We start from the raw sequence: 24,178 nt of genomic DNA on the forward strand, positions 1-24,178 counted from the left end.
AAAAGGTATTGGCTAGCATAAGTCGATAGTAATTTTGCTTCAATTCGTTGGATTGTGTTTTCCGACATTTTTTAATTGCCTATTCAATTCACTCTAATGAATTTAGAAAACAAACTTAGCATTGTGCTTCCCGCAAAAAACGAAGCGCTTAATCTGCGGGAATTATTACTCCGAATAAAAAATATTGTTCCTGACGCCGAGATATTGGTGATTGATGACGGTTCAACCGACAATACCTCTCAAATAGCACGGGACACGGATGTGAATGTCATAAGGCACCCTTATAGCCAAGGTAACGGCGCTTCGATTAAAACCGGAGCCAGAAACGCAAAAGGCGACATACTGGTTTTTATGGATGCGGACGGACAGCATAATCCTGAAGATATTCCCGCCCTGTTAGCTAAACTGGAAGAAGGGTACGATATGGCTGTGGGAGCCAGACATGTCAGTACCCAGGCCTCCTGGCTCAGGAAAATAGGTAATAGGTTTTATAATCGATTGGCCTCTATGATGACTGGGCATCGTATTGAAGATTTGACGTGCGGCTATCGTGCGGTAAGAGCGGATAAATTCAGAAAATTTCTATATCTACTGCCCAACGGGTTTTCCTATCCCACCACCAGTACCATGGCATTTTTTCGCTCGGGTTTTCCGGTGGCTTATGTGCCTATTCATGCAGAGAAACGGGAGGGTAAAAGTCATATCAAGATATTTAGGGATGGTGTGCGTTTTTTTATTATTATTCTAAGAATAGGCTCATTATTTTCACCCATGCGGTTATTTCTCCCAATAAGTGGTACGGTTTTTCTCGCCGGAATAACATATTATGCTTATACATTTATAACTACCGGTCGTTTTACCAATATGAGCGCGTTGTTATTGCTGTCTTCGTTATTGATTTTTTTGATTGGTATTCTTTCCGAACAGATTTCATCCTTGCATTATCGATCCGCTGAAGATAATCGGCGAACATGGCGATGAAAAAAATTCTACTGGTGACCCGTAATTTTCCCCCCCTAAATGGCGGCATGGAACGGCTCAATTACCATATTTACTTGGAATTAAATCAGGATTTCAATACACTGGTCGCCGGTCCGATCGGTAGTAATGTTCATCTAACCCCCGAGACCCGGCATTGTGAGTTTCCACACAAACCTTTATTTGCATTTTTATGGGATTCATTTTGGAAAACACTGGTGTTATGTAGCAAAGAAAAACCTGATCTGATTATTGCTGGTAGTGGGGCCACCGCATTATCGGCGTGGTTAATTGGTTACATCTGCAAAACCAAGGTTGTAACATTCGTTCATGGCTTGGATCTTGTCGTGTCGAATCCGCTTTATCAAATGCTATTTCTTCCTGCTATTCGAAATTGCGATGCGGTTTTGGTAAATAGCCATAACACCGGCAAATTGGCGATCAAAAAAGGCATTGCCTCGAATAAAATCAAAACTATTTATCCTGGTGTTGCATTACCTAAACCCGCTTCAAAAAGCATTATGCCTAATCGGTTTAAATCTGAAATAGGTATTGCCGAAGATTCTATAATTCTCTTGAGTGTCGGGCGCTTAACTGAGCGCAAGGGGTTGGTGGAGTTTATCCTTCACTCCCTTCCGAATATCGTCAAAGCGGAACCTCGTTGTGTTTTGGTTATTATTGGCGACGAACCTAATAATGCATTGCATCATAAAGTAGGTGTAAAAGAAAAAATAATTCAAGCGGTAAGGGACAGCGGTCTTAATAACCATGTCTTTCTTTTGGGTCATGTCAGTGAGTCCCAACTTGAAGAAGCATATCAATGTAGTCATTTGCACGTTTTTCCTGGTATTGATCTGCCGGGAGATATAGAGGGATTTGGCATGGTTGCAATAGAAGCTGCCGCGCATGGTCTCCCAACCGTGGCTTTCGCCGTTGGTGGAGTTCCCGAGGCAGTGAATCATGGTATTTCGGGCTGGTTAATTAAACCAAGTGACTATCCTGCCATGACGGAAGCCGTTTTGAATGGTCTAATCAATCTAAATTCCATTAACAATCAAGTAAATGCAGTTAGCTGCCGACAGCATGCGGCAAAATTTTCATGGGAAATTTTCGGCAACAATTTAAGGCACCTCTGTGACGAAATATCAACGAATTAATAGGTCATCTAATGAATGAAAAGGATTACAAAATTGTCGGCGATTTTTATGATCAGGTTTATTATCAGAAAATCTCACAATCTGATAATCCAAATAGACATTATTGGTCATTAGCGAAAAAAATTGGCATAAAACCAGGGGAGAAGCTTCTTGATATCGCTTGTGGAACGGGATCTTGGCTTAAGACGGCATCAGATTTTGGTGCAAATATCCATGGTATTGATATTTCAGGGCGAGCAATTGAAATATGCCAAAAAAAGTTTCCAAACAATAGTATAAAAGAGGGTATTGCAGAAAATCTGCCATTCCCTGATGCTTATTTTGACATTGTTACTTGTTTAGGCGCGCTTGAACATTTTTTGGATCAACCTAAAGCTATCCGGGAAATGATTCGAGTTGCCAAGCCGAATGCACGTTTTTTGATATTAGTACCCAATGCTGGCTTTCTGACTTTTCGATTAGGTTTTTTTAAAGGTACACAACAACAGGAAGTAAAAGAAACAATTAAAAGTTTGAATGAATGGCAAACGCTCTTTAATCAACAAGGCCTGAATATAGTAAGTCGATGGGCGGATTTTCATGTTCTGTCGAAATATTGGATCGTGCGAAAACCTTACGGTATGTTGGTGCCACGACTTATTCAAGCGTTGTTATTATTAGTTTGGCCCCTAAGCTGGCAATATCAAGTTTACCATTTGTGCTGTTTAGCCTCGCCAAATTCAAAAGAACCTAAGTCATAGCCTGCATCTTTAAACTTTAATGAAAGTTGTCTGAGTGAAGTGAAATCGGTTACGCTGCGGATTGAGAGGTTTCTAGCAAATCGCTCAACATTAGTGCTGAATCTGTCCAATCACAATTCGGCGTGTATTCTTTTGTTTTCCATAACAACGCATCCCGAATATGTCTGGCTAGATACTCTGGATTTCCGGCATCTGTCAAACATTCCGGATGATTTCGCAATACCCACCTTGTACCGGCCACGTTCGAAGCAATGACAGGTTTACGACATTGCATAGCCTCATACAATTTCACCGGATAACTGTAATTGCCGAATGCCGAATCCCGGTTAACAACTAACAAAATATCCAGAGCGTTAAGTAGCAACGGCATTTTCTCGTCCGGCAGATAACCGAGTTGGATTACCGCGTGCTCAATTTTTTTGGGTATTTTGAGGCCTTGTTCTTTACGCCCGGAAAGGACCAGTTTGGCGTCGGGAACGTCATTGAGCAAATATTCCATTGCTTGAAACAACGTGCTAACCCCCCTGTTTTTATAAAGTGCCCCGCAATAACCAATTAGCGGTACTCCGTCAGGCAAATCGAACCGCCGCCGAAGACTTTCGTCATTAATAGGTTGAAATATGGGGTCGGCTGCCATCGGAATGACCGTTGCGGGGCTTTCTGCTCGCTCCCGACTGATCAAAGCCGCCAATTCCGGTCCGGCGGCGGTTAAAGCAGTGGCCCTTTTTAATGCGGAACGCCAAGCCCAATGCAAAGGTTTGGCCCATGGTATATAGCTTTCGTAGTTATCGTAGGCATCGATCAATATTTTAATGCCGTATTGACTTCCTAGATGAGCAGCCATAATGCCGTACCACGTGTCAGAAAGTCCAATGATCCAGTCCGGTTTATGTGTTTGTACAAGTATCCGCGCACGTCTCAAATAAGTCAAAGTACCACGGCTATGAATTTGCGAACGCAGACTTTCAGTATACCAATCCATGCCATGCGCATTATAATGAATTGGAGGATCGTCACCGTATCCGAGCAATAATATTGTTACATCGTGCCCTTGTTTGGCAAGATGATAAGGCAGATAAAAAAAACGTCCGTAGGGGCGCGTTAGAAGGTCTCTTCCTTGCGGGCGGCGCTTGCATAGGCAAATTATTTTCATGTACGCATAACCGATTTGAGTATAAATCGAAAACGTTCATTGAATTGTTGCTGTCCCCATTGCGCTGCACGCAACTTACCGGCTATGGTCAAACGTTGACATAGTTCATCATCTGTTGCGAGTCTATGAATAACTTGAGCAATTTCATTTACTGATTCTGGGTCGAATAGCAAAGCGGCGTCTGCTACCTGCTCCGGCATGCCATAAATGCGGGAAACCGCCACCGGACAGCCGGCAGCCATGGCTTCCAAGGGGGGGATATTAGTTGGTCCAAAAAATGTCGGCATCACCAAGGCTCGAGCACGCCTGTACATTATTCCGATATCTGCATCGGGCACATACCCAAATACATGCACTCGATCGCTCAACTGTAAATTCTCGATTTCAAGCATTACTTTCGCATAGGCGTTTTTTTTTGAACCGCTCAAAACCAAGTGTAGATTGGGTACAGCCTGACGAATTAAGTAAAGTGCTCTCAATAAATTAATATGGTTTTTGTGTTCCCAAAACTGAGCAGGGTAAAAAATGAATTTTTCAGGCAAGCAATAATGCCGGTCAAAATCTTCCGGAACTTGTGCGTTGAGGATATAGTTGGGCGCCACAAATGGTAAAACATGAATACATTCTTCAGCCACTGCATAAGAGTCCTTCACTTGACGCTTACCAACTCCCGAATCAACCAAAACTCCTTCAGAATAACGGCAAAGACGCTGATAGTGGCGTTCTCGCCTGTAAAACAATCCGAATCTCGATACCTCGGGAAAACGCGACTCATAGCGATGCATCAAGTCATGAATGACACCTATGGCTGGAGTAGGAATCGCGTATGTCCAAACATCTTGTGCCGGAAATATCCACAAATCGCAAGTTTGTTTCAACAGGAGACGAGTGAAAGGATGGATGTATTTTGCAACCAGTCGCCAAGGTCTGATTGGTAATCCAACTCGTAATGCCAATCCAATCATCGCGTCTATTTTGCTGTCTTGGATAGGTACTAGTTCGAATCTGTTGTCATATTCTCTTAACTTTTCCCTCCATGCTGGTTGAGTATGAGCGACAACAATGGTAAATTCAGTTTGCGGGAGACTCGCCAAAGCTTCGACTACAGATTGAGAATACTGAAATACTCCTCCACCTTCCGGCGGAAATCCTAAAAAAATTCCTATGCGATTCATTGGGGCGTAAAAAAGTTGACAATCCAGGCTTCGAACCCTAACTCACCGCTATCTAGTAATAGTTTAAAGTGCAAAGTCACAATGTAAAGAAATCAAAGCCTAATATTGTTTTTTATACTTTTAAAATCCAACAACACAAATCTTTTGAAAATTGCTAAATATAAATATGCCAGTGCAAGGCCATGGTAATAGCTTAACAAGGGGATTTGTTTGATAACTGAATTGGAATCATTAAAAAAACCATAATTTGCGCATCTACGCGCCAAGCGCATCATATGTCTGTTCCATACCGCGCTACCTGCCACGCGAAGGATTTCTTCTCGATGTTTTTCGATAATATAACGGTATCCATTAATATCTAGTTGACCATTTTTGGATATTGTTTCGCCATCATGTAGCCAGTACACAGCCAAAGGTTCGCGAATTTGGACGAAATTACAAATTTTTGCGAGTCTTATAGCCGTATCCCACTCTTGATAGGATGGCGCTTGTTCATCAAGCCAGCCAATCTCTTCCAAGGCTGATTTTGCAACGACGATTGTTGGAAAAACAGGTCCAGGTGTTCGCAAAACCGACAAATAAGCATTACTTCCTTCTATGATTGGTAACTTCCACCGCTTTCTCTGACCGGTAGCAGATATGAATCTGAACATATTGGCATGGATGACTAGTCGTTGATTCCATCCATGAGAGTCCAGCACATTGATCTGTTTTTCCAGTTTCGTAGGTAACCACTCATCATCGCTGTCTAAAAAAGCAATCCATTGACCTTGGGCAGCTTTTACTCCGGTGTTCCTTGCCGCTTGCGCTCCTTTGGCTGAATCATGTCGAACATATCGTAATCGCCGATCCGTAAATGCCAGCACTTCTCCGACTGTATTGTCACTAGATCCGTCATCTACCACTATAATTTCAAAATGTGGATAAGTTTGCGCAAATACTGAGCGCAAGCAATATCCTATCGTAAGCTCCCTGTCGCGTGCGGGAATAACAACCGAGATTAAAGGATGGTTCATTTAATATTCCTGCTTGAATTGGAAGTGTTCAGTGAAGTTCTTTCGGAAGGCTGAAGAAATTGTAATGTGTTTTCCAGTTGCGGCAGCAATTAATGCTCAACTTTTATCAGATGCTCAATGATTTCAAAAGCTTTTGGTACACGGGTAGCTAAATTATATAAATGATTAAATGCTAAAATTGCTTGCCGGGAATAGTGTTCATAATTATGCCTTATTTTACGGACCGCTTCTGGTAAGTCAGTGATGTTATTAATCATTTCACCGCACTCGTATAGCCCCATTAGTTCTTTATAGCTCTCATTTCGTGGAACAATTATAGGTTTAGCATATTTTAAGTAGAGTGCGATTTTGTGTGAAGAGAACGCTGTCAAACGATCATTTATGGGTTCATCCCGGTATAAAGCAACTCCGATGTCGGATGATTCAACAAGTGCATATAATTCATCTTCGGAAAGAGTTTTTTGGGATATGGTGAGATTTTGTGTAGACTTGAATTGTTCGATTGATAAAAAGCTAGGTCCATGTAAATATAAATGCTCATTATCTTGCAGTGCTTCAGCTATAGGGATTAATTCATCAATTCTGCGGTGAAAGGTTAATATTCCTACAAAGAGAATTACAAAACGATCTAAAAGTATATTTTCTCTGAATGTCCGGGCTTTGTAGGGTAATTTAGCTAAAGGCTCAGAGGCTCCAATGGGAAGGTAAATAAAGTGATGCGATGTTAATTTGTTTGCTATTTCAAGCGCTTTTGCACGAAGATGGTCTTGTATGATGGTTGCTAAAGCATGTTTATTTGCTTTGATCTCTGATTTGCGTAGATAATTAAAGTTATTAATCTCGTCATGGTCGTCGATATATAATTCCAATGAATAGTAAATGTAAGGTGTTTCTATTCTTCTGTTCAAAATCCAGGCAATAATCAATCCTATTTTTTCAACGCCAATAAAAATATCGTATTTATTGTTTTTTATAGAACGCCTAAATCTTATTGATAATAATTTAGTTGATAAGTTTGGCATCCATGATGTTAATAAGAAGATACGTCTATCTAATAAGCGTAGAAATCGATAGAATATATCATGGCCAATTATCTCATTTATACTAATGCTAAATGTATTTAAATCTGCTGTATCAAGATTGTATTTTGTTGATGTCTTGTATAAATCAACTTTGTGCCCATTTTTTACTAAACATTCTAGCATATCCCTAAGATAACCTTGGATGGGAAAGCCAGAAATAAAAAATGCAATTCTCATCAAATTTTATGCGGTATGGCTAGAATTACACCAGACCAACTATCAAAAGATAAGGGAATACATTCTAACCAAGCATAATGGATTTTTATTTCCAAATTAGACGAAGGTAACATCCAATTTAGTTCGGGTAAAAATAAATACCTCATTTTATGAGTTTCCCGTATCTGTTTGGCTTTTCCTGTTAAGTTATCCTCAATGAAAATTGTATAATTAACATCTGCCACGTTAGCGTTGGCATGAAGGACAGGTTCGGCAATTCTGGTGACTTTAATTGTATTGTCTTCCAAGCGTTTAACACGTACTTCCGGTTTTTGGATCAGTACCGCAGGACCGTACCAAAAATCGAATAAAAATACACCGCTAGGTTTTAAATGAACTGCCGCGGTTGCAAAGCTATTTTCCAGATCCGCATTGGATGTTTGATAACTCATTACATGAAATAGTGATATCACGGCATCATATTGTTCCCCAGTGCGAATACTACGCACATCACCCTGAATAAATGTAAGCCTTTCTGCGATTTCGGTTGGTAACTTGGCTTTCCGCATTTCAGCTTGATTAAGCATCGTTACGCTCATATCTATGCCAACAACCGTAAAACCCATGCGTGCAAAAAACTCGGCGTGTCCACCTGTGCCGCAACCAAGTTCTAATATCGTTTTTGCCGATGGGTTAAACTCCCTGATATGAGAAGCCACATACGCCGCTTCAGCCGCATAATCCTTATCTCGATAAAGTAAATCGTAATAGAGGGCATAGTGGTCGAATACCTCACTCATTGCAAAACCTCTCGGCAGGCATAAGCCACTTTTTCAATTTGTGCATTTGTTAAGGCTAAACCACTGGGGATGTAAAAACCGTATCGATAAAGGTTTTCAGCCACTGGATATGTTTCGTTCGTAAAAAATCCCATTTTTTTTAAGACCGGTTGTAAATGCATGGGATAGAAAAAAGGGCGCGTACCGATTTCTTTGTCTGCAAGCCGCTGCATGGCTTGATCGGCTGTTAAACCCTGAGACTTATCCAAAACCAAGCCAAAAACCCAAAAAATGTTTTGGGCATACTCGGTCTGCATCAAAGGTAATTGCACCCCCGGCAGAGTGCCCAATAATTCGGAATAAAGTTCGCCAATTTCGCGTTTGCGCCGAATAAATTCATCCAGACGTTCCAATTGCGCGATACCCAATGCGGCCTGCATATTAGTCATACGATAATTCCAGCCCAAGCGTTCATGCACGAATCGTTTGGCTGGCTGGAAGCATAAGTTCCGCAAGCTGCGTGCCTGTTCGGCAAGTTCATCGTCATCGGTTACCACCATGCCGCCTTCGCCGGTGGTAATGTGTTTATTTGGGTAAAAACTGAAGGTGCTGATATCACCGAAGCTACCGCAAGGTTTGCCGTTGTAGGTTTGTCCATGCGCTTCGGCGGCGTCTTCTATTACTTTTAGACCATGTCTTTGTGCCAAGTCTAATAACGGTTGCATATCAACAGGTAGACCATAAATATGCACGGCCATGATGGCCTTGGTTTTTGACGTGATTTTTGACTCGACCTGGCTGACATCCATATTCCAAGTCAGGGGGCAGCAATCGACCAATACGGGCGTTGCTCCTGCCCGGACGATTTGATGAAGACAGGAAATGATAGTAAAAGTAGGAACAATGACTTCATCGCCAGGCCCTATACCCAATGTCTCAATTCCAATATCTAGAGCAGCCGTACCATTTGCCACGGCAACAGCGTTTTTGCGCCCAAAGCGTTTGGCAAATTCGGTTTCAAAGCGTTTTATGAAGGGGCCTTCGGAAGAGATCCAGCCGGTTTCTATACATTCCAGCAAGTATTTCTTTTCATTTCCATCCAGCAATGGCTCATTGACGGGTATCATTCGAGCTTTCTCATTTTGATTTGGTCATTATCGATAGAGTCAAAGCGGGTTTTATCCTGATCTCCCGCGTAAGGTCCTTGTTTAACTTCTATGATTTCGGTGGCTTCGAGCATTTCAAAGCCGTGGCCACCAAGAGCAAGCAGAACCACATCGCCGGTTTCGAGTATGGTGCTTTCCAGGTATTCCTGCTCAGCGGAATAGAAATCAACCCGGACTCGGCCGCTTTTAACAAACAATACCTCGTTAGTATAGTGAACTTCTCGAGCGACAGGATTATGAACGTGCGGTGGAATTTTATAACCGACGGGGCGGTTCATATAGCCGATTTGCTGGGAATAAGTGCCGGGTGTAAAAAACTCGATGCCTTCTTTTTTGAAGGAGTGGCGAATGATAACGGCAAGCTCTTGATCTTGGTTGTTAATTCGTTCTATCAAAATAAATCTCCAATATATTAATATCTCAGTGTTACACTTCGCTTTTGAATTCAACTGGTAAAAAGTTAAATATATTTATATTTTTTTCCTAAAAATATAATAATTAACTCTTGAAAAACCATAAACTTCAGTGAATTTTCCTATGAAAACAAAACCTTCATTGACTGTGTATTCCATAAGTAGGGAGTGTTGAATTATAACCGGAAATCTCATTGAACTTTCGAGCCATCGCTTAGCGTCATTGTAGTTTAAACAGTCTTCGGTTAAGCAGTCAAAAACAAGAAAGCCGCCTGGTGCTAAAACGCGAGCTGATTCGGAAATGTAATGCAAAGTATTTAGAATTGGAATATAAACAAATACGCCATGTGCATGGACAATATTGCAGGAGTTTGATTGAGTTTGATCTAAGGAGTGACCATTAGCCGTATGAACTACAAGTGTGCAAGATGAAGACTTTTCGAACTTTGACTTTAAATAATTTATCCATCCCCGGTGAGTTTCGTAGATTTCATATCTAATAGGCTTTGCTAGCTCTAAAACTTTTTCCAAATACATGCCTGTTCCGGGACCAATTTCTAGAGCGGTTGTGCAAGAGGATAATGTGTTATATTCTGCTAGTTTATTTATTATTCTGTTTCTTCTACCATGTTTTCGTTTGTCAGGTTCTTTGTTTTCTAAATAATCGCAAATTGATAATCCAGATTTTTGAGCATTATGAATGGTTTGAGCGGGGTCAATATATCCCATTCCAGATTTTGAAACTGTAAATCCAAAATAATTGATAATTAAATTTATTTTTCGCAGGCTTCTGTTAAAAAAGTTGTTTGGCAGATGCTTTATAAAGCGTGCCGCAGACCTTATTGGTTCAGGTAGAAATTTGTATAAGCTACGAAATAAGTGGGAGAAAGGAAATGGGCGTCTTGATTTTCTGTTGCTATTTAATATTTCAAAAATATGATTGACAGCTGTAACAGTAGCATGGCCAGGGTTATATAAAATGTATTGTTTTATGTATTCCTTTTGAAAAGGGTAGTCGTCTGGGTTGTCAAGTACCTGCATGATGGCTTTAGGAAGATCGTAAATATTTTTAATAACCAATCCGAACTCTTTTCCGCCATTTATAGTGGTTCTAGAAGCCCATGAGGATGTGTCTATTTGCGGAAATATTGATTTTAGGTAGTTATTGAAGTATTCAGGGGTTTCAATAAATATAACTGGCTTTTGTAAGGCAAGAAATTCAAAAGAAACGCTGCTAATGCACGTTATAAGAATATCTGATAATGCGAGTAATGGGTCTATTTTGAAATCGCGGAATAGCCATAAATTAGAAAAAACCTCCTCTAATTTCCCAATTTCATCAAACCAGTTAACTCCTCCAGTGCTATAAAAATTTTTATTTGATTCCCAGCAATCAATTGGAAGTTTAACTAGTATATTAAATTTATTTAGGCCGCATAGAATGCGTATAATTTCAAGGCCGTGTTTTCTTAATGATGCTCCTTCGTTAAATGCAGGGGCATAGAGCAGTGTTTTTTTTGTTGGGTCAAGATGTAAAGATTCAGTTAAATCAATGGTATTGATGTGTCCATTAAGTAGATTATCTGATTTTGGATAACCAATTTCATAAGTATCAAGGTGATTTGGGTGATCAATATTCCAGTCAGTTAAAAAGTTTTTAAATGCATCTTTGTGCATCGGACCATAAAAAAACAATGCATCGAACGAATTTATAATTTCTTTAGTGAAGGTTAAGCCTTTTGATGGTTGTCCATGAAAAAGAACTATACTGTAAACAAAGTCCAGGCCATGGCTATATTGTTCGGTAGTTATAAAAATGTCTATTTCTGGATAAAAAAAACTTCTTAATAGTTCATTTTCAATATAAATAAATCTATCACCAATATCTTCAAATAACTTGCCGAACTGATGGTTTGTGTTATCGCGATAAATAATTAAAATTTTATCATCAGGTTTATTTTTTGCATATAATCGAAGTACAGGTTCAAAAAATTGAATTTCTCCAAGTGACGCAAGGTCAAAAGCTACAATTTTTTGATTCGTAATTTTTCGTAGATCCAGCTTTAGTTTTATCGCTTGATATAAAGGTGATTTATATATATCCATTGGCGTAATTGATTGCATATTGAGCTAGGGCAAGGCTCGAATCAATAATAGATATGTCGCTATCTATGTTATGTAGGCAGCCAAATTCTGTGCACCCAAAAATTAAAACATCAAATCTTTGTTCTTTATGTAATTGTGATAAAAGTAGATTTAAATCTAATTCAATTTTACTGGTTAATGTATTTAATTTGATTTTTTCTATAATTTCTTCGGCTTTTCTTTGAAGTGGTTCTGAGTGATGAAGATAATTGAATCCATTGTTCTCAAGATAAGGTTTATAAGTTTTGGCATAGTAAGTTATAGCTCCGCCTAAGACAGAAATATTTTTGGCCAATGGATAATGCTGAAGCAACTTCTGAACAGTAATTTCCATAATATTTATGATAGGAGTTTCAATTGAAGATTGTATTTCGTGGATATAATGTGAAGCGCTATTGCAAGGAATAACAATAAAGTCTACTGGATAATTTTCGAGGCACTTACAACTTTGAATCATTGCTGGAACAGGCGATGCTTCATGATACAAATAATGACGGGATCGACTCGGAATGTGGGTGTTAACATCAATGACTGTCCGACAATGCTCCCAATCTTTAGTTGCCCCGCTAAGGTCAAGGATTTTTTGGTAAAAAGAAATGGTTGCATAAGGCCCCATTCCACCAAGGATGCCAATTGTCTTAGGAGGTGTCATTCCTATCCCTCTGATCGTTTAAAAAGAATAAAGTCGTGCGATCTGTTTCCACCTTCAAATGGAATTGGATTAATATGATCAGCTATCCAGGAAATAGTATACATTAAATAATATGAAATCGGCTTAGCTAAGTCTGATACTATACAAAGAGCGTTTATGACTGGAGTTCTATTTAAAAACCGTACGCCTCTTAGAAATCTGTAACTTCGTTGTTGATAATATTTTTTAAATTCAAATGTATTGAATAGTTCAGAAAGCTCGTGTGGTGTTCTATAAATAGAGTAATAATTTTGTAGGTCTGATATTTCTCGGGTTTTATAGTTTAATGTACTTCGATCAATTATTATGGTGCTCTGTTTCAAATATGGCTTGAGGTTACTTAATATTTTTATTATTTCATCGTCTTGCAGATACTGAGTTACTCCAGAAAAGTAAATTATATCGAAATATTTGTCGGCTTGAAACTCCATGGCAGGAATTTTATAAAAAACAATATTATCTAGTCCAATATCTTTGATGCATTCTCGTGCAATGTCAATAGCAGTTTCGCTAAAATCAATGCCTGTGTAATGATTTACTAATGGGGCGAGTGATACCGCCCAACGGCCATTACCGCAGCCAAGTTCCAAAATATTCATGTCCTTATTAAGTGGAATAATTCTTTGGAGATGCTTAACTTCAAAAAAATGCCGATAAGGAGCTTCTAGAAGACCTCCTCCTCCCATTGGATAGCAACCATATAACTCCTTTGGTAGCATCCCCAAAGAATTCCAATATTTGTGTATGGTTGAGTTCATGCTTTCTGTTTTTCTATTAACTTTTCAATAACAAAAAGTGAGTTAATGGGGGGGTGTAACGAACAAGAAGACTCACAAAATTGGTCTGTGTTACATGCTTTTATATTATTTCCATATAAAGAGTATGGGACAGGTGAAGAGATGTGCTTACCATCTCTACAGCGAGTTCCATGATCTCCACAAATTATAATTTTGAATTCCGCTGAATACTTTCTCACTAATTCAGTTAGGATGGGAGCAACAACAAAATGATCAATTCTTTCTATGGCCTCTATTTTTCCAGTAAAGTTTCTTTGGTGTGCTTCTTCATCAGTTGCATTAATATGCGTCAGAATAAAATCATAATCCTTTAAATATTTAATTGTATAGTCTGCTTTTGCTTGATAATCGGTATCGATATACCCTGTTGCGCCGGGTATAACGTCAAAATGCATACCTGCCGCCATTGCAATGCCGTGCAAAAAATCAAGACCTCCAACAACAGCACCACGTAAACCATGTTGTTGCGTAAACGATGGCCATATCGGTTTAATGGATGGGCTCCATAGCCAAAGCATATTTGCGGTACACTGCCCTGAGATTGACATGTTCTTTATTTGTTTTTGCGTGCCCATTAAAAACTCGTCAAGTTGATCAGCGAGTTGTTTTGCTGTTGGCGTTGTACCACAGGGTAACAACTTCCTCACATTGCCATTGATATGCATGTGTGGTTCAAAACATTTTATATCTTTAGCGGAAACATTGGCGCCTCTAATTATTAAAATGTTGCGATAACTTTGGCCTGGATATAATTCCCAATTATCGAATGGGAGGTCTATTTTTGAAATTAAGGCTCGAGCATGGCTGTCATTGATGAGGCCTGCGGTAAAGTCTTTTAATATTTGCTTTTTCGGGTCAATCGTGACTAAGTTGCAACGCAAAACAAGATCATTTTGTTTTAGCGGAATACCTTTTGCCATGGCCTCAAATGAAGCTCTTCCGCATGGATAATATTTTTCTGGCGCATAACCCAACAGTCCCATGATACAGACCATGCTTTCAATGGGGAAACCAGGAAATGTTGTTTGAATTCTACCTATCTGACCACGGTTTGCTATAAAGTGAATATTAGGCGCATGAGCAACCTGCAAGGGAGTTTTACCGTTTAGTTCAGGAATAGGCTCATCCCCCAATCCATCGATAACTATCATCACCGTTTTCATTTGTTGTCAGCTTGGGAGCAGTTTATCCAAACATAATTGTTAACAAAATATTCTATTAGCCTTTTCAAGGTCATCTAGCGTATCAATTTCAAACCAGCGAAGACCTGCCACATCGACTACGCTTATCAAGGATTCATTTAGGTGAGTTCCTAAAGTAAGATCGTAATATTCGTTTTTATGCCCCGAAGCAACTCCGTTTTTCAACCATTCCTTTATTTTGTTAACACCATTTCTACTTAATTTAAGAATGCCAACCGATTTGCTTTGTCCTGGGCGTATGAAATTAACATCTCTAATGATTTCTAACGATTTCGCAACATATTTTGAATCATATTCAATGTAGGCCCCATCTAGTTCTCGAATCGAAGAGTCAACAAACCAAGAGATATGGTTTCTTGTTGGAAGGTTAATAATTGAATTTTCAAAAAACACATCGCCTTCTAAAATCCAAGCAGGTTCATCAATCGCATCTAAACCTAGTGTGAGACTATACATGCTGTTAGTTGATCGAAAATCATGATTTTCGACATAGGAAATTGGCATGCCTGAGAAATTATAAGCAATAAGTTCTTTAATTACATCGGCGTGATGACCAATTACTATTGTTGTATGGGTGCAGCCATTATTAGCTAGTATATTCAGAGAGTTTTCTAAAATAGTACAACCATTGACACGAGCAAGACATTTAGGCTTTTCAAGTGTAAACGGCATTAGCCGTTTTCCTTCTCCAGCAGCTAAAATTAACGCCTGATATTTGTTGTTCATAGTTGAGAATTCTTAGAAATAAGTTTCCATGAGCTTTGAGTATAAACTTCGCAGCCGCTGACTACATATTGATCGAATCTTGTACGATAACCCGTAACATTATTTTTTATTACTGTAAATTGGGCAACTTCTTGCACATGATCATCCGACCAGTCTGGTTCGCTGAGTATCCATAGGCCTATCAAATAATTACCAGGATAAAGCAATAAATGAGGGATTTTTACTTCGAATATATACTTTCCGGGTTCTAAATCAACAAACAAACCTTCCCACGTCGAAGTTAAATAATGAATTGCAGCCCCATAACGACTTGAAATCTTTAGGCCAATTTCTACGTTTGGCCGAGGTGAAATGCATTCAACTTCAATATGAGCAACAAATGGGGTATTCATCATGAATGTTGAAGCTGGGTTTCCCTTGTCATCAAAAAGTCGTAATCGCTGTAACCTAGCATAGCTCTGGTGGCCATAATGTATTACTGAGTGTAGAGTGATGTCTGCATTTGATTGGCCATTCGTTAAATATGTAGTAACCACATCTTTAACATTTCCATCAATAAGTTTTTCACCTTGGTTTAACAAGATTGCGCGTGAACAAAGTTCATTTATAGCACCCATGTTATGGCTAACGAATAAAACTGTTCTTCCCTGAGCGTTTACATCTTGCATTTTGCCTAAACATTTCTTCTGAAACTGCGTATCGCCCACCGCAAGAACCTCATCGACAATCAATATATCTGGCTCCAGGTGGGCCGCCACTGCAAAGGCCAGCTTCACATACATGCCGCTGGAATAACGTTTGACCGGCGTATCTAGAAATTTTTCCACTTCGGCAAAATCGACGATTTCATCGAATTTTCTTTTGATTTCAGCTTTTCGCATGCCGAGTATGGCGCCGTTTAAATAGATGTTTTCCCGACCGGACAGTTCTGGATGAAAGCCTGTTCCGACTTCCAGCAAACTGGCAACGCGGCCTTTTAGCGTAATTTTGCCGGTAGTCGGTGCAGTGATGCGGCTGAGGATTTTTAACAGGGTTGATTTGCCGGCACCGTTACGGCCGATAATGCCAACTTTATCACCTTGCTGGATTTCGAAGTTGATGTCTTTTAGTGCCCAGAATTCTTCCAGTTCGATTTGTTCTGTATTAGCTTGCAATGGATGGCACAAGCGCCTGGCTACTGATTTCACGCCATGGCTTAAACTATCACGCAACGTGCTGTAGCGGGCCTGTTTTTCATGGCCTATTATGTATTTTTTGCCGATATTTTCGACTTTGATGATTGTCGTCATAATAAATCGTTAATTTTTAACAAAATGGTTGAGCAATCAAATCGTATCGGCAAATTGTTTCTCGGTTTTTAAATAATAGTTTAGACCTACAAAAAACAGCAGGAACGATACCCCAATCGACAAATGGAACCCTTGCAGATAAAGCGTCGATAGATCCCCTAAAATCATCCAGCGAAATCCATCAATGACACCCACCATCGGATTAATCGAATAAATCAAGCGCCATTGTTCAGGGATGATATGGCTGCTGTATCCAACCGGCGAGATATAAAGCCCCATTTGCATCAGAAAAGGAATGAGGTAACGAAAATCTCGATATTTGACATTCAGTGCTGCTATCAAATATCCAAGTCCTAGGGAGGTTATTCCGGCTTGGATTAAAAACAGTGGCATTATCAAAATGTAGATACTGGGTACAAAACTATAGTAAATCATTAGACCGATCAAAATGACAAATGAAATTAAAAAATCGATCAAATTAACAAATATTGGCGTGGTTGGCACAACGATGCGTGGGAAGTAGATTTTACTGATCATTGCCGAATTGTCGATGACGGCGTTTGCGCTTTCGCTTAAGGTTGTCGCGAAAAAATACCACGGCAACATAGCGGTAAACACCATAATGGCATATGGTGCTTCCCCTTCCGTAGGTAACTTGGCGAGTTTTCCGAAAACCAGAGTAAAAACAACCATGGTTAGTAAGGGTCTGATAATAACCCAAGCCGCGCCGATGGCGGTTTGTTTGTAGCGGACTTTAAAATCTCGCCAAGCTAGAAAATAAAGCAAATCGCGGTATTCCCATAATTCTCTCCCTGAATCGCCTAGAGTTTTATCTGGCGTTATGATGATTTCTCCTTGGGTATTCATATTGTTTGTCGTTTCGCTTTTAAATTGAATTTAGGACTCTGCTATGCCGAAAAATGAATGGGTGTATGTTCCGCATGGTATTTTCTGTTAAGACGATTTCCAGCAAAAATATACCCGACTGACGGGCCTTTTTGTCTATCTACCGCAGCTCAAAAGGGTTGCATAACCGCTTAACGATAAGTCAGCTGGTAGTCACAACAGACGATCCGTTTGTTCGCTAATCCCGCTAGGAAAACAATGCAAACAAACACGGCTATGAAGCCTTTCTCGAGCCCTGTAGCAGAACAAAAATCCGGCGCGATTCGGGTATATCTATTCTTGGCAATGGCCTAAATATTGTGAATGATAATTTAGTTATACAATATCCAACCGGGCAAAATGCCTATTTTTTATTTAGCTCATCTTGCAGGTTTTGTTTGATTCGGTTTATTTCACTACTGTATTCAGGCCTAACGTTAAGTGACAAAACATTGGGTTTCTCTTGTTTTAATAATGGTTCTATCCTGTTCAAATGCTTCATGGCTTGTTCAAAGTGTTTGTGTGATGCCAATATGCCTACTTGAACCAATCCGTGTTCGATGTTTTTATTGGACGATAGCACGTTGTCGAATTCGGCCAGTGCAAGTTCTGGTTGTTGTATGGTTGCATAGATTAAGCCTTTCAGGTGATGCATCTGAAAACCTACGCGAGGATCACTCTTCACTGCTGGATTATTGAGCAAGCTTTCCAACAGGCGTAGTCCATCTTGATAAGTCACTCCCTTGCATTCTGGTTTTAACAAAGTTTGTATCGTGGCTTGTAGTATATTGAATGCATGCGAAGTGTAATTCAAACGACCTGTAGCTTGGTTGATGGCTTCGATATCGCTGTTTGATACGCCACCATTTTGGCATTTCAAAATAAACCAATGCCATTGTAAATCCAGGCTTGATGGAATGTTGGTTTTGCCTTTATCAAGCAGTTCAAGTGCCTTAATAGGATGGCCCGCGTTTTCTAGCTCTAGTGCGGCAGTCCGTTGAGCTCGAGATGAATCAGGATTTTGTTGGGCCCAAAATAGTGTCAATTCCACTGAGTTGCCCCAGAGTTTGCTGCGTTGATAGGTAAACAGCGCGCAAATTGTTAGAAATAATATTATTCCAGTGTTAAGGGATTTTTGATCGAAGCGAATCATTGCGCTGCCAAACGGTAAAAACAAAAAAATGGCCGGCAAATAATTGCGATGTTCGAAATACAGTTCCAGACCTAGAGTGGTTGACTCCAATAAATGGCCTGCGAAAAAAAACACTATGCCTAAGCTTAGCAAAGGCCAGCGATGACGTTTCAAGATGGCAAAAACCAATAAGCCAATCAGTACAAGGATGCTGAATATGGTGCTTATGGGGGTTAAAAGTCCGGTAGATAGCTGGATATTTTCATTTAGCAGGCCAGGATAAAACATCTGCGGGATGAATAAATGATATAAATAACCTGCGACTAAACGGCTTTCTGTCATGAGCCTTTGCGGCAGCGTAAAGTCGCGGTTATGGAAGGGATGGTCCAGCGTGTAAGGGTTAAACGAATAGGCCAGATAAGCAAAAACCGCCAAACTCGGTAGCGCTAAAAATACTACTTGCCAGATTTTATTGAGTGGCTGTGAGTTGGTGGCAGGGTGGCGAAATACACAAATTTCAACGCAAGCAATTAACAAAGGCAGTAATACGCCGTTTTCTTTGCTCAGGATTGCCAGCAAAGTAAATAATACGATCGCGCAAGACATCAATCCATAAGCTCGGCGCACTTGACTTGCCATCATCCGGCGGCCCTTGGTGTAAAGCCATAAGCCGACAATCGAAAAAAATGCCGATAGCATGGCCATGCGCTGCACGACATACAGTACGGTGGACACTAAAAAAGGATGCAGCAACCATGCGGCGGAGACAAGCATTGCAGCCCAGGTCAGTCTGTCGGATGGCTTATAAAAACACAGTAATAATCGTTGGCACAGCAAATATAAAAAAATGCCGCATAGGCCATGCAGCAACACATTGGTCAGTTTGAACGGAAAAGGATCTGTGGGCCAGTTGGTGCCGTTGACCAGAAAACTCAACAAACTCAACGGTCGGCCGGTCGGGCCGGCGATGCCGCCAGCCAGGTATTTGATGAAGGTGTCTAGGTTTCTGACGCCGTTATAGTTGCCGAGTTTGTCAAGATTGCCGAAATCGTCCAGCAGAAAGGGGCCTGATAATCCGGGCCAAAAGCATATTAATGTCAATCCCAGGTATAGGCAAGGTATGTAAAATGCTTTGTTCAAGATAATTTATGGTTTGGTAGGCATTTCCTGGGCAAATAAAAAACCCCGCAAAAGCGGGGTTTAAATCATTAGGTTATAATTTTAACGGCAAGAGGATGGTAAATATTTAGTATCAATATCTGCGCTTTTGCATTTCCAAATGACGCTGCCCTCGGTTGTCGTGGGGGAAAGCTGTAATACTAGGCCATCGATTTTAGCATTGGCTGCTTGAGGACTGGAGCTCTCAAATGTAGCTTCAATTAAACCATCTGTTACTTCTACCTGAGAAACATAATTTCCTTTAATGTCAGTCGCGGCAGGTATGCCGAGGGCGCCACTGTCCGCGTCGGTAAGGTCGCCGGTGTTGCTCCATATTTCGGAAACGGTTGTTTGTACGCCGCCGCTTAAAGCCGCGCCTTCGGATACTTGGGAGCGGATAATGTAATCTTGATACGCGGGCAACGCTATCGCCGCCAGGATACCGATGATCGCCACAACGATCATCAGTTCGATTAAGGTAAAGCCTTGTTGTACTTTTTTCATGGATAGTGTGTTCATGGATAAATCCTCGGTTGGTTATAAGGTGTCGGTAACAGTAAAGCAGCAAGCGTGCCAGGATGGTTTTTATTGCGTTGATTTTGTCGGGGTGATTTAAGTGCTTGTAAAGGCGAGTATTAACTTAGAGAAAGGCAAAAATATTCTGCCTGATGCGGTTTGTTATCCGATGCTGGTGATTGATTTTTCCACAGTGGACTTGGCGAAATTCACTTTTGCCGGTAAAAATACTCTGCCAGGTAAATAATGCCTGTTAAAAAAGTCTGCCAAGCTATAGCTAACTAAATTAATGTATGAATAATTTGCCCAGCATCACCCTTCAGGCTGCCATGACCTTAACAGAATGGAGCGAGCGCACTATCAGGCGCCGGCTTGCGGATGGAGCGTTAAAATGTGCCAATGATAATCAGGCATCAAACAAAACCTTGATTTGTTTCGAATCTATCGAGCAGGATGTTTGTATTCCGCTGTCTAGCGATGATATCGGGCTGATTAAGGCGGCTGATGCCGGCGATGCCGAGGCTCAAACTGATTTGGCCCTGCTTTTTTGGGCGCATGACAAGACTAAAAGCGCGCTGTACTGGCTGGAATCGGCGGCGAAGCAGAATTTCCCGGATGCCATGCAGGAGCTTGGCTATTGTTATCTGCTGGGCGAAGGAGTGGAAAAAGATGAAAATGTTGCTGTAATGTGGATTGCCAAGGCAGCCTCGCTGGGGCATGCGATTGCCTGTGTTCAGATGGAGGCGTTGTCGAGTAATTGATCTGATGCGGAGTTGGGTAGAATTTTTCGACCTTTGGTTGTCGCTGCAGGTCGAATAAATTCGACCCTACAATGTATTTTGACGGTAAGTCTAAATCAGATGGGCAATTTTCAATAGCACGCCGACAATCAATGTAGTTTGCAAAAAGCCCGCGCCGATAATTCAGCGGGTTAAGTCGGCTTTGCTTTCGGCAATCATGCGTCCGGTGTCTGCTCTGGGCAGCTCTATTTTGTGTTCCAGATTTGTTTCCAGTTCCTTCAGGTCGCGCTTGGTAGCCAGATCATCCAAATGGTAATCGTGAATGGCTTGCTGCAAGGTTTCGTTACTGGCTTCCCGCTGGATTTCGGTGATGACGGCGGCTTGTTCTTCGCTAAAGCCAACGAACTTTAATCGCGTAGCAAACTTCAATGTGTCAAATGGGATTGTATTCATGACTCAATCTCTTCATTTTGCTGGGTGATATTGTACGGCAATCAGGCTTATGCATGAAGTGTTCGGGATGAGCGACCATCATCACCTATGCCGCCGCAGCGCATAAAGCTTAACTCGTGGGAGCTGGTTTATTTCTGTCGAGACGTTTTGAGTTTAACTTGTTGATTTTGGAGCGGGAAACGAGACTCGAACTCGCGACCCCGACCTTGGCAAGGTCGTGCTCTACCAACTGAGCTATTCCCGCTTGAGATGGATTTTGATATTAATGGAGGCTGCGACCGGAATCGAACCGGTGTATACGGCTTTGCAGGCCGCTGCATAACCACTTTGCTACGCAGCCTTTGTTCGAAATAAAAAAGCCGCGAATTTCGCGGCTTTTTTAGAATTTGGAGCGGGAAACGAGACTCGAACTCGCGACCCCAACCTTGGCAAGGTTGTGCTCTACCAACTGAGCTATTCCCGCTTTGCTTTCGATTCGTGCATTATAAGCAAAAAAATCGTCGAGTCAACAGATTTTTAAATTTATTGTAAATCAATCGCCAATGCCCAGCCTTTTTTGCCTTCGCATTCACCCGAAGTCATTTCAACTTCAACGAAAACGTCTTTTTTACCGTAAGCATCTTGTGCTTGAATGGCTTTAACCGGGGTGCCTTGCGCCATGTGTTTGCAAGCGCCGTCACGATCGGCTTCCTCGGTATCGTCATAGGCAGCCATCGAGCCGGGAACCGCAACTAAGCGGATAGTGGCGTTGGCATCATAGGCGTTGGCGCTTTTTAATACATAGTTTTGACCTGGGACTATGGCTTTAGATTGGTGAACAGGCAGTTGGGGATCGGAACCACCGGACATGACTAAAAATAGGAAAACGACAGCAACCGCTCCGATACCGCCGAAGAAAACCTTAGGATTGGATTCTTTAAGTTCAAGTAACTTGGCAACCAGGTTGGAGCCGGCATTTTGCGCTGGTGCGGGTGATTCTGTTGGTTGGCTCGCCGGTTGGCCGGCTTCTTCGGGTTGGTTCAGGTTTTCTGATTCGTTAGTGTTGTCATCTATGCTCATGCGATTGTCCTCTCAAAATAATTATTATTATGGCAAGAGCGCTAAAGTTACCATGCTGATGGAACATTTCAAGCATTCATTTTGCAGTTTTTCTTTATTCCGCTTTTTGCATAACGGTCTACAGTTGTTTAGATTGCGGAAAATTGCTGGCGGACGCCAGACTGAGTTACAATATTAGAGAAATCTTAAATACTAACATTGGGTGCGCATATGCGATTATTTTTTAGTCACCTTGTCATCGTCTTGATGGCGTTGTCCGTCGGAGCCGGTCATGCGGTTGCCGAAGCCAATGCAGAAAGCTTTACTTTGCAGCAAGCGATTGATTACGCGTTGGAAAACAATCCGGAAATCGGCATCATGCAAGCTAGAATCGAGCAGGCCGACGCGCAATTAGGCGAAGCACTATCCAGTTTTTACCCGCAGATCAAAGCCAGTTTGTCTTATCAACATAGCGACAACCCGGCCCAGGCCTTCGCGATGATCATTGCTCAGCGCCGGCTGGATTTTAACGGCGGCGATTTTAATCATCCGGGCGGCGTCGATAATTACCGGCCGCAGGTTACGGCCAGTTATTCGCTGTTTCGCGGTGGCCAGGATTATTATTTGAGTCAGGCGGCGGAGTTGGGGGTGGAAACCTCGGAGCTGGAGAAGGCCGCGACTCGCAATCATCTGATCAACAATGTCACGGCGGCTTTTTATGGTTTTCTGGTCGCGCGGGATGCGCATGCCTTGAGTTTGCGGTCGGTGGAGGCGGTACAAAGCGAATTGGATCAAAGCAGGGTTCGTTTCGATGCCGGGACGGTGCTTAAATCGGATGTATTGTCCTTGGAGGTTCAGTTAGCGGAGGCGAAGGATGCGCAACTCCAGGCCGCCAATGCGATAGAAATTGCCAATGCCATGCTGAAAACCTTATTGGGATTATCCGCGGAACAGGATTTTTCCGTCGGTGAATCTCTGAACCAACCCTTGCCGGAGACGCCCGCCGAGTTTGATGTGTTAGTGAGCCAGGCGCGCGGTCAGTATCCTGAGTTGAAAGCGGCCGAGAAACGGGTGGCTATCGCCGAACAACAACTGAATGCGGCGCAAGCAGCGCACTTGCCCAGAGCGGATGCCTACGTCAGTTACGGTTCCGACAGCAAGGATTTGGCGTTCAGCGCCAATCGCGACAATGTCAGCGCCGGGATGATGGTCGAAGTGGATATTTTCTCTGGATTTGCCACTCAGGAAAGAATCAAAAAAGCCGAGCATGAATTGACCGCTGCCCGCGAGGCCGCCAGGCAAATGCATTTGCGGGTTGAAAATCAAGTCAAGACCGCGCGCCTGAGACTGGAAGAAGCCTTGAATCGCGAGCGGGTGACTTCGGTCGCGGTGCAAGCCGCCGAGGAGGCCTTGCGTCTGGTCAACGAACAACGTAAGGCGGGCGTGGTGACGGTAACGCGCTATATAGAAGCGGAAGTGGCGCGCGATAAAGCCAAGACCCGCGATATTTCGGCTCGATACGATGCGTTGCGCGCGGAAGCGGATTTAAAGTTAGCCACCGGTTTTTGGAATTAAGCGGATACAGGATAAA

23 protein-coding genes and 3 tRNA genes are annotated in these 24,178 nt (G+C 41.7%); 5 read left to right on the forward strand and 21 right to left on the reverse strand.

Annotated elements, in window-relative coordinates:
• Nucleotides 1–96 precede the first annotated feature (96 nt).
• From IVG45_RS21950 to IVG45_RS21960, 3 genes are read left to right on the forward strand one after another with little or no spacing between them, the layout of a single operon-like run.
• The gene (locus IVG45_RS21950) at nt 97–981 is read left to right on the forward strand and encodes a glycosyltransferase family 2 protein (RefSeq protein WP_196435872.1); all 885 of its coding nucleotides are present in this window, start codon (nt 97–99) and stop codon (nt 979–981) included.
• A complete protein-coding gene (locus IVG45_RS21955; protein ID WP_196435873.1) occupies nt 978–2,135 on the forward strand; it encodes a glycosyltransferase family 4 protein in 1,158 nt (385 codons plus the stop codon). The genes IVG45_RS21950 and IVG45_RS21955 overlap by 4 nt, the downstream gene beginning before the upstream one ends.
• A gap of 11 nt (nt 2,136–2,146) precedes the next feature.
• Complete coding sequence (locus IVG45_RS21960) at nt 2,147–2,875, forward strand: class I SAM-dependent methyltransferase (protein WP_196435874.1); 729 nt, start codon at nt 2,147–2,149, stop codon at nt 2,873–2,875.
• 49 nt (nt 2,876–2,924) lie between these two features.
• Here IVG45_RS21960 and IVG45_RS21965 read toward each other — a convergent pair whose 3' ends face one another.
• The 16 genes from IVG45_RS21965 to IVG45_RS22915 all read right to left on the reverse strand — a co-directional run bounded on the left by IVG45_RS21965 (nt 2,925) and on the right by IVG45_RS22915 (nt 20,344).
• The gene (locus IVG45_RS21965; RefSeq protein ID WP_196435875.1) at nt 2,925–4,028 is read right to left on the reverse strand and encodes a glycosyltransferase family 4 protein; all 1,104 of its coding nucleotides are present in this window, start codon (nt 4,026–4,028) and stop codon (nt 2,925–2,927) included.
• On the reverse strand, nt 4,025–5,203 hold the full coding sequence (locus IVG45_RS21970; RefSeq protein ID WP_196435876.1) for a glycosyltransferase family 4 protein: 1,179 nt from the start codon (nt 5,201–5,203) through the stop codon (nt 4,025–4,027). Before IVG45_RS21970 ends, IVG45_RS21965 begins: the two co-directional genes overlap by 4 nt.
• Before the next feature lie 92 nt (nt 5,204–5,295).
• On the reverse strand, nt 5,296–6,219 hold the full coding sequence (locus IVG45_RS21975; protein WP_196435877.1) for a glycosyltransferase family 2 protein: 924 nt from the start codon (nt 6,217–6,219) through the stop codon (nt 5,296–5,298).
• A gap of 89 nt (nt 6,220–6,308) precedes the next feature.
• Complete coding sequence (locus IVG45_RS21980; protein WP_196435878.1) at nt 6,309–7,478, reverse strand: hypothetical protein; 1,170 nt, start codon at nt 7,476–7,478, stop codon at nt 6,309–6,311.
• Complete coding sequence (locus IVG45_RS21985; RefSeq protein WP_196435879.1) at nt 7,478–8,257, reverse strand: class I SAM-dependent DNA methyltransferase; 780 nt, start codon at nt 8,255–8,257, stop codon at nt 7,478–7,480. The genes IVG45_RS21980 and IVG45_RS21985 overlap by 1 nt, the downstream gene beginning before the upstream one ends.
• Complete coding sequence (locus IVG45_RS21990; protein ID WP_196435880.1) at nt 8,254–9,363, reverse strand: DegT/DnrJ/EryC1/StrS family aminotransferase; 1,110 nt, start codon at nt 9,361–9,363, stop codon at nt 8,254–8,256. The genes IVG45_RS21985 and IVG45_RS21990 overlap by 4 nt, the downstream gene beginning before the upstream one ends.
• Nucleotides 9,360–9,797, reverse strand: coding sequence for a cupin domain-containing protein (locus IVG45_RS21995; protein ID WP_196435881.1), 438 nt, complete (start codon nt 9,795–9,797; stop codon nt 9,360–9,362). Before IVG45_RS21995 ends, IVG45_RS21990 begins: the two co-directional genes overlap by 4 nt.
• Nucleotides 9,798–9,872: 75 nt before the next feature.
• Nucleotides 9,873–11,921 (reverse strand): CDP-glycerol glycerophosphotransferase family protein, encoded by a 2,049-nt coding sequence (locus tag IVG45_RS22000; RefSeq protein ID WP_196435882.1) that lies wholly within the window; start codon nt 11,919–11,921, stop codon nt 9,873–9,875.
• Nucleotides 11,908–12,612, reverse strand: a complete 705-nt coding sequence (locus IVG45_RS22005; protein WP_196435883.1) for an aspartate/glutamate racemase family protein — start codon at nt 12,610–12,612, stop codon at nt 11,908–11,910. The genes IVG45_RS22000 and IVG45_RS22005 overlap by 14 nt, the downstream gene beginning before the upstream one ends.
• Before the next feature lie 2 nt (nt 12,613–12,614).
• Nucleotides 12,615–13,409 carry a class I SAM-dependent methyltransferase gene (locus IVG45_RS22010; protein WP_196435884.1) on the reverse strand — a complete coding sequence of 265 codons (795 nt, stop codon included), beginning with the start codon at nt 13,407–13,409 and terminating at the stop codon, nt 12,615–12,617.
• Nucleotides 13,406–14,611, reverse strand: coding sequence for a 2,3-bisphosphoglycerate-independent phosphoglycerate mutase (gene apgM / locus IVG45_RS22015; protein WP_196435885.1), 1,206 nt, complete (start codon nt 14,609–14,611; stop codon nt 13,406–13,408). The genes IVG45_RS22010 and apgM overlap by 4 nt, the downstream gene beginning before the upstream one ends.
• A gap of 39 nt (nt 14,612–14,650) precedes the next feature.
• A complete protein-coding gene (locus IVG45_RS22020; protein ID WP_196435886.1) occupies nt 14,651–15,376 on the reverse strand; it encodes a phosphocholine cytidylyltransferase family protein in 726 nt (241 codons plus the stop codon).
• Entirely contained in the window at nt 15,373–16,665 is a 1,293-nt protein-coding gene (locus tag IVG45_RS22025) for an ABC transporter ATP-binding protein (RefSeq protein WP_230874692.1), read from the reverse strand. The genes IVG45_RS22020 and IVG45_RS22025 overlap by 4 nt, the downstream gene beginning before the upstream one ends.
• Before the next feature lie 36 nt (nt 16,666–16,701).
• Nucleotides 16,702–17,532 carry an ABC transporter permease gene (locus IVG45_RS22030; RefSeq protein ID WP_196435887.1) on the reverse strand — a complete coding sequence of 277 codons (831 nt, stop codon included), beginning with the start codon at nt 17,530–17,532 and terminating at the stop codon, nt 16,702–16,704.
• 382 nt (nt 17,533–17,914) lie between these two features.
• Entirely contained in the window at nt 17,915–19,822 is a 1,908-nt protein-coding gene (locus tag IVG45_RS22035) for a hypothetical protein (protein WP_196435888.1), read from the reverse strand.
• Between the two features lie 81 nt (nt 19,823–19,903).
• Nucleotides 19,904–20,344: a pilin gene (locus IVG45_RS22915; protein WP_442923362.1), complete on the reverse strand. Its 441-nt coding sequence runs from the start codon at nt 20,342–20,344 to the stop codon at nt 19,904–19,906.
• Between the two features lie 305 nt (nt 20,345–20,649).
• Here IVG45_RS22915 and IVG45_RS22045 point away from each other — a divergent pair, with 305 nt between their 5' ends.
• The gene (locus IVG45_RS22045; protein WP_196435890.1) at nt 20,650–21,117 is read left to right on the forward strand and encodes a tetratricopeptide repeat protein; all 468 of its coding nucleotides are present in this window, start codon (nt 20,650–20,652) and stop codon (nt 21,115–21,117) included.
• 162 nt (nt 21,118–21,279) lie between these two features.
• Here the strand turns inward: IVG45_RS22045 and IVG45_RS22050 are convergent, their stop codons facing one another.
• From IVG45_RS22050 to IVG45_RS22070, 5 genes are all read right to left on the reverse strand, one after another.
• A complete protein-coding gene (locus IVG45_RS22050) occupies nt 21,280–21,549 on the reverse strand; it encodes a CCDC90 family protein (RefSeq protein ID WP_230874693.1) in 270 nt (89 codons plus the stop codon).
• Nucleotides 21,550–21,717: 168 nt separating this feature from the next.
• Nucleotides 21,718–21,793, reverse strand: a tRNA-Gly gene (locus IVG45_RS22055).
• A 22-nt stretch (nt 21,794–21,815) separates the two neighbouring features.
• Nucleotides 21,816–21,889: transfer RNA gene (locus IVG45_RS22060), tRNA-Cys, on the reverse strand.
• Nucleotides 21,890–21,936: 47 nt separating this feature from the next.
• A tRNA-Gly gene (locus IVG45_RS22065) sits at nt 21,937–22,012 on the reverse strand.
• A gap of 59 nt (nt 22,013–22,071) precedes the next feature.
• A complete protein-coding gene (locus IVG45_RS22070) occupies nt 22,072–22,608 on the reverse strand; it encodes a hypothetical protein (protein ID WP_196435891.1) in 537 nt (178 codons plus the stop codon).
• Nucleotides 22,609–22,818: 210 nt separating this feature from the next.
• Between IVG45_RS22070 and IVG45_RS22075 the strand changes: the two genes are divergently transcribed.
• The gene (locus IVG45_RS22075; protein ID WP_196435892.1) at nt 22,819–24,162 is read left to right on the forward strand and encodes a TolC family protein; all 1,344 of its coding nucleotides are present in this window, start codon (nt 22,819–22,821) and stop codon (nt 24,160–24,162) included.
• Nucleotides 24,163–24,178 lie beyond the last annotated feature (16 nt).

It is taken from the genome of Methylomonas sp. LL1 (assembly GCF_015711015.1).
In the GTDB taxonomy this organism is placed as follows: domain Bacteria; phylum Pseudomonadota; class Gammaproteobacteria; order Methylococcales; family Methylomonadaceae; genus Methylomonas.

Excerpts from the sequence above, each read along its gene's own strand:
- IVG45_RS21950 (WP_196435872.1), top strand. The coding sequence starts at position 97 with ATGAATTTAGAAAACAAACTTAGCATTGTGCTTCCCGCAAAAAACGAA.
- IVG45_RS21955 (WP_196435873.1), top strand. The coding sequence starts at position 978 with ATGAAAAAAATTCTACTGGTGACCCGTAATTTTCCCCCCCTAAATGGC.
- IVG45_RS21960 (WP_196435874.1), top strand. The coding sequence starts at position 2,147 with ATGAATGAAAAGGATTACAAAATTGTCGGCGATTTTTATGATCAGGTT.
- IVG45_RS21965 (WP_196435875.1), bottom strand. The coding sequence starts at position 4,028 with ATGAAAATAATTTGCCTATGCAAGCGCCGCCCGCAAGGAAGAGACCTT.
- IVG45_RS21970 (WP_196435876.1), bottom strand. The coding sequence starts at position 5,203 with ATGAATCGCATAGGAATTTTTTTAGGATTTCCGCCGGAAGGTGGAGGA.
- IVG45_RS21975 (WP_196435877.1), bottom strand. The coding sequence starts at position 6,219 with ATGAACCATCCTTTAATCTCGGTTGTTATTCCCGCACGCGACAGGGAG.
- IVG45_RS21980 (WP_196435878.1), bottom strand. The coding sequence starts at position 7,478 with ATGAGAATTGCATTTTTTATTTCTGGCTTTCCCATCCAAGGTTATCTT.
- IVG45_RS21985 (WP_196435879.1), bottom strand. The coding sequence starts at position 8,257 with ATGAGTGAGGTATTCGACCACTATGCCCTCTATTACGATTTACTTTAT.
- IVG45_RS21990 (WP_196435880.1), bottom strand. The coding sequence starts at position 9,363 with ATGATACCCGTCAATGAGCCATTGCTGGATGGAAATGAAAAGAAATAC.
- IVG45_RS22000 (WP_196435882.1), bottom strand. The coding sequence starts at position 11,921 with ATGGATATATATAAATCACCTTTATATCAAGCGATAAAACTAAAGCTG.
- IVG45_RS22005 (WP_196435883.1), bottom strand. The coding sequence starts at position 12,612 with ATGACACCTCCTAAGACAATTGGCATCCTTGGTGGAATGGGGCCTTAT.
- IVG45_RS22010 (WP_196435884.1), bottom strand. The coding sequence starts at position 13,409 with ATGAACTCAACCATACACAAATATTGGAATTCTTTGGGGATGCTACCA.
- apgM (WP_196435885.1), bottom strand. The coding sequence starts at position 14,611 with ATGAAAACGGTGATGATAGTTATCGATGGATTGGGGGATGAGCCTATT.
- IVG45_RS22020 (WP_196435886.1), bottom strand. The coding sequence starts at position 15,376 with ATGAACAACAAATATCAGGCGTTAATTTTAGCTGCTGGAGAAGGAAAA.
- IVG45_RS22025 (WP_230874692.1), bottom strand. The coding sequence starts at position 16,665 with ATGACGACAATCATCAAAGTCGAAAATATCGGCAAAAAATACATAATA.
- IVG45_RS22030 (WP_196435887.1), bottom strand. The coding sequence starts at position 17,532 with ATGAATACCCAAGGAGAAATCATCATAACGCCAGATAAAACTCTAGGC.
- IVG45_RS22915 (WP_442923362.1), bottom strand. The coding sequence starts at position 20,344 with ATGAAAAAAGTACAACAAGGCTTTACCTTAATCGAACTGATGATCGTT.
- IVG45_RS22045 (WP_196435890.1), top strand. The coding sequence starts at position 20,650 with ATGAATAATTTGCCCAGCATCACCCTTCAGGCTGCCATGACCTTAACA.
- IVG45_RS22050 (WP_230874693.1), bottom strand. The coding sequence starts at position 21,549 with ATGAATACAATCCCATTTGACACATTGAAGTTTGCTACGCGATTAAAG.
- IVG45_RS22070 (WP_196435891.1), bottom strand. The coding sequence starts at position 22,608 with ATGAGCATAGATGACAACACTAACGAATCAGAAAACCTGAACCAACCC.
- IVG45_RS22075 (WP_196435892.1), top strand. The coding sequence starts at position 22,819 with ATGCGATTATTTTTTAGTCACCTTGTCATCGTCTTGATGGCGTTGTCC.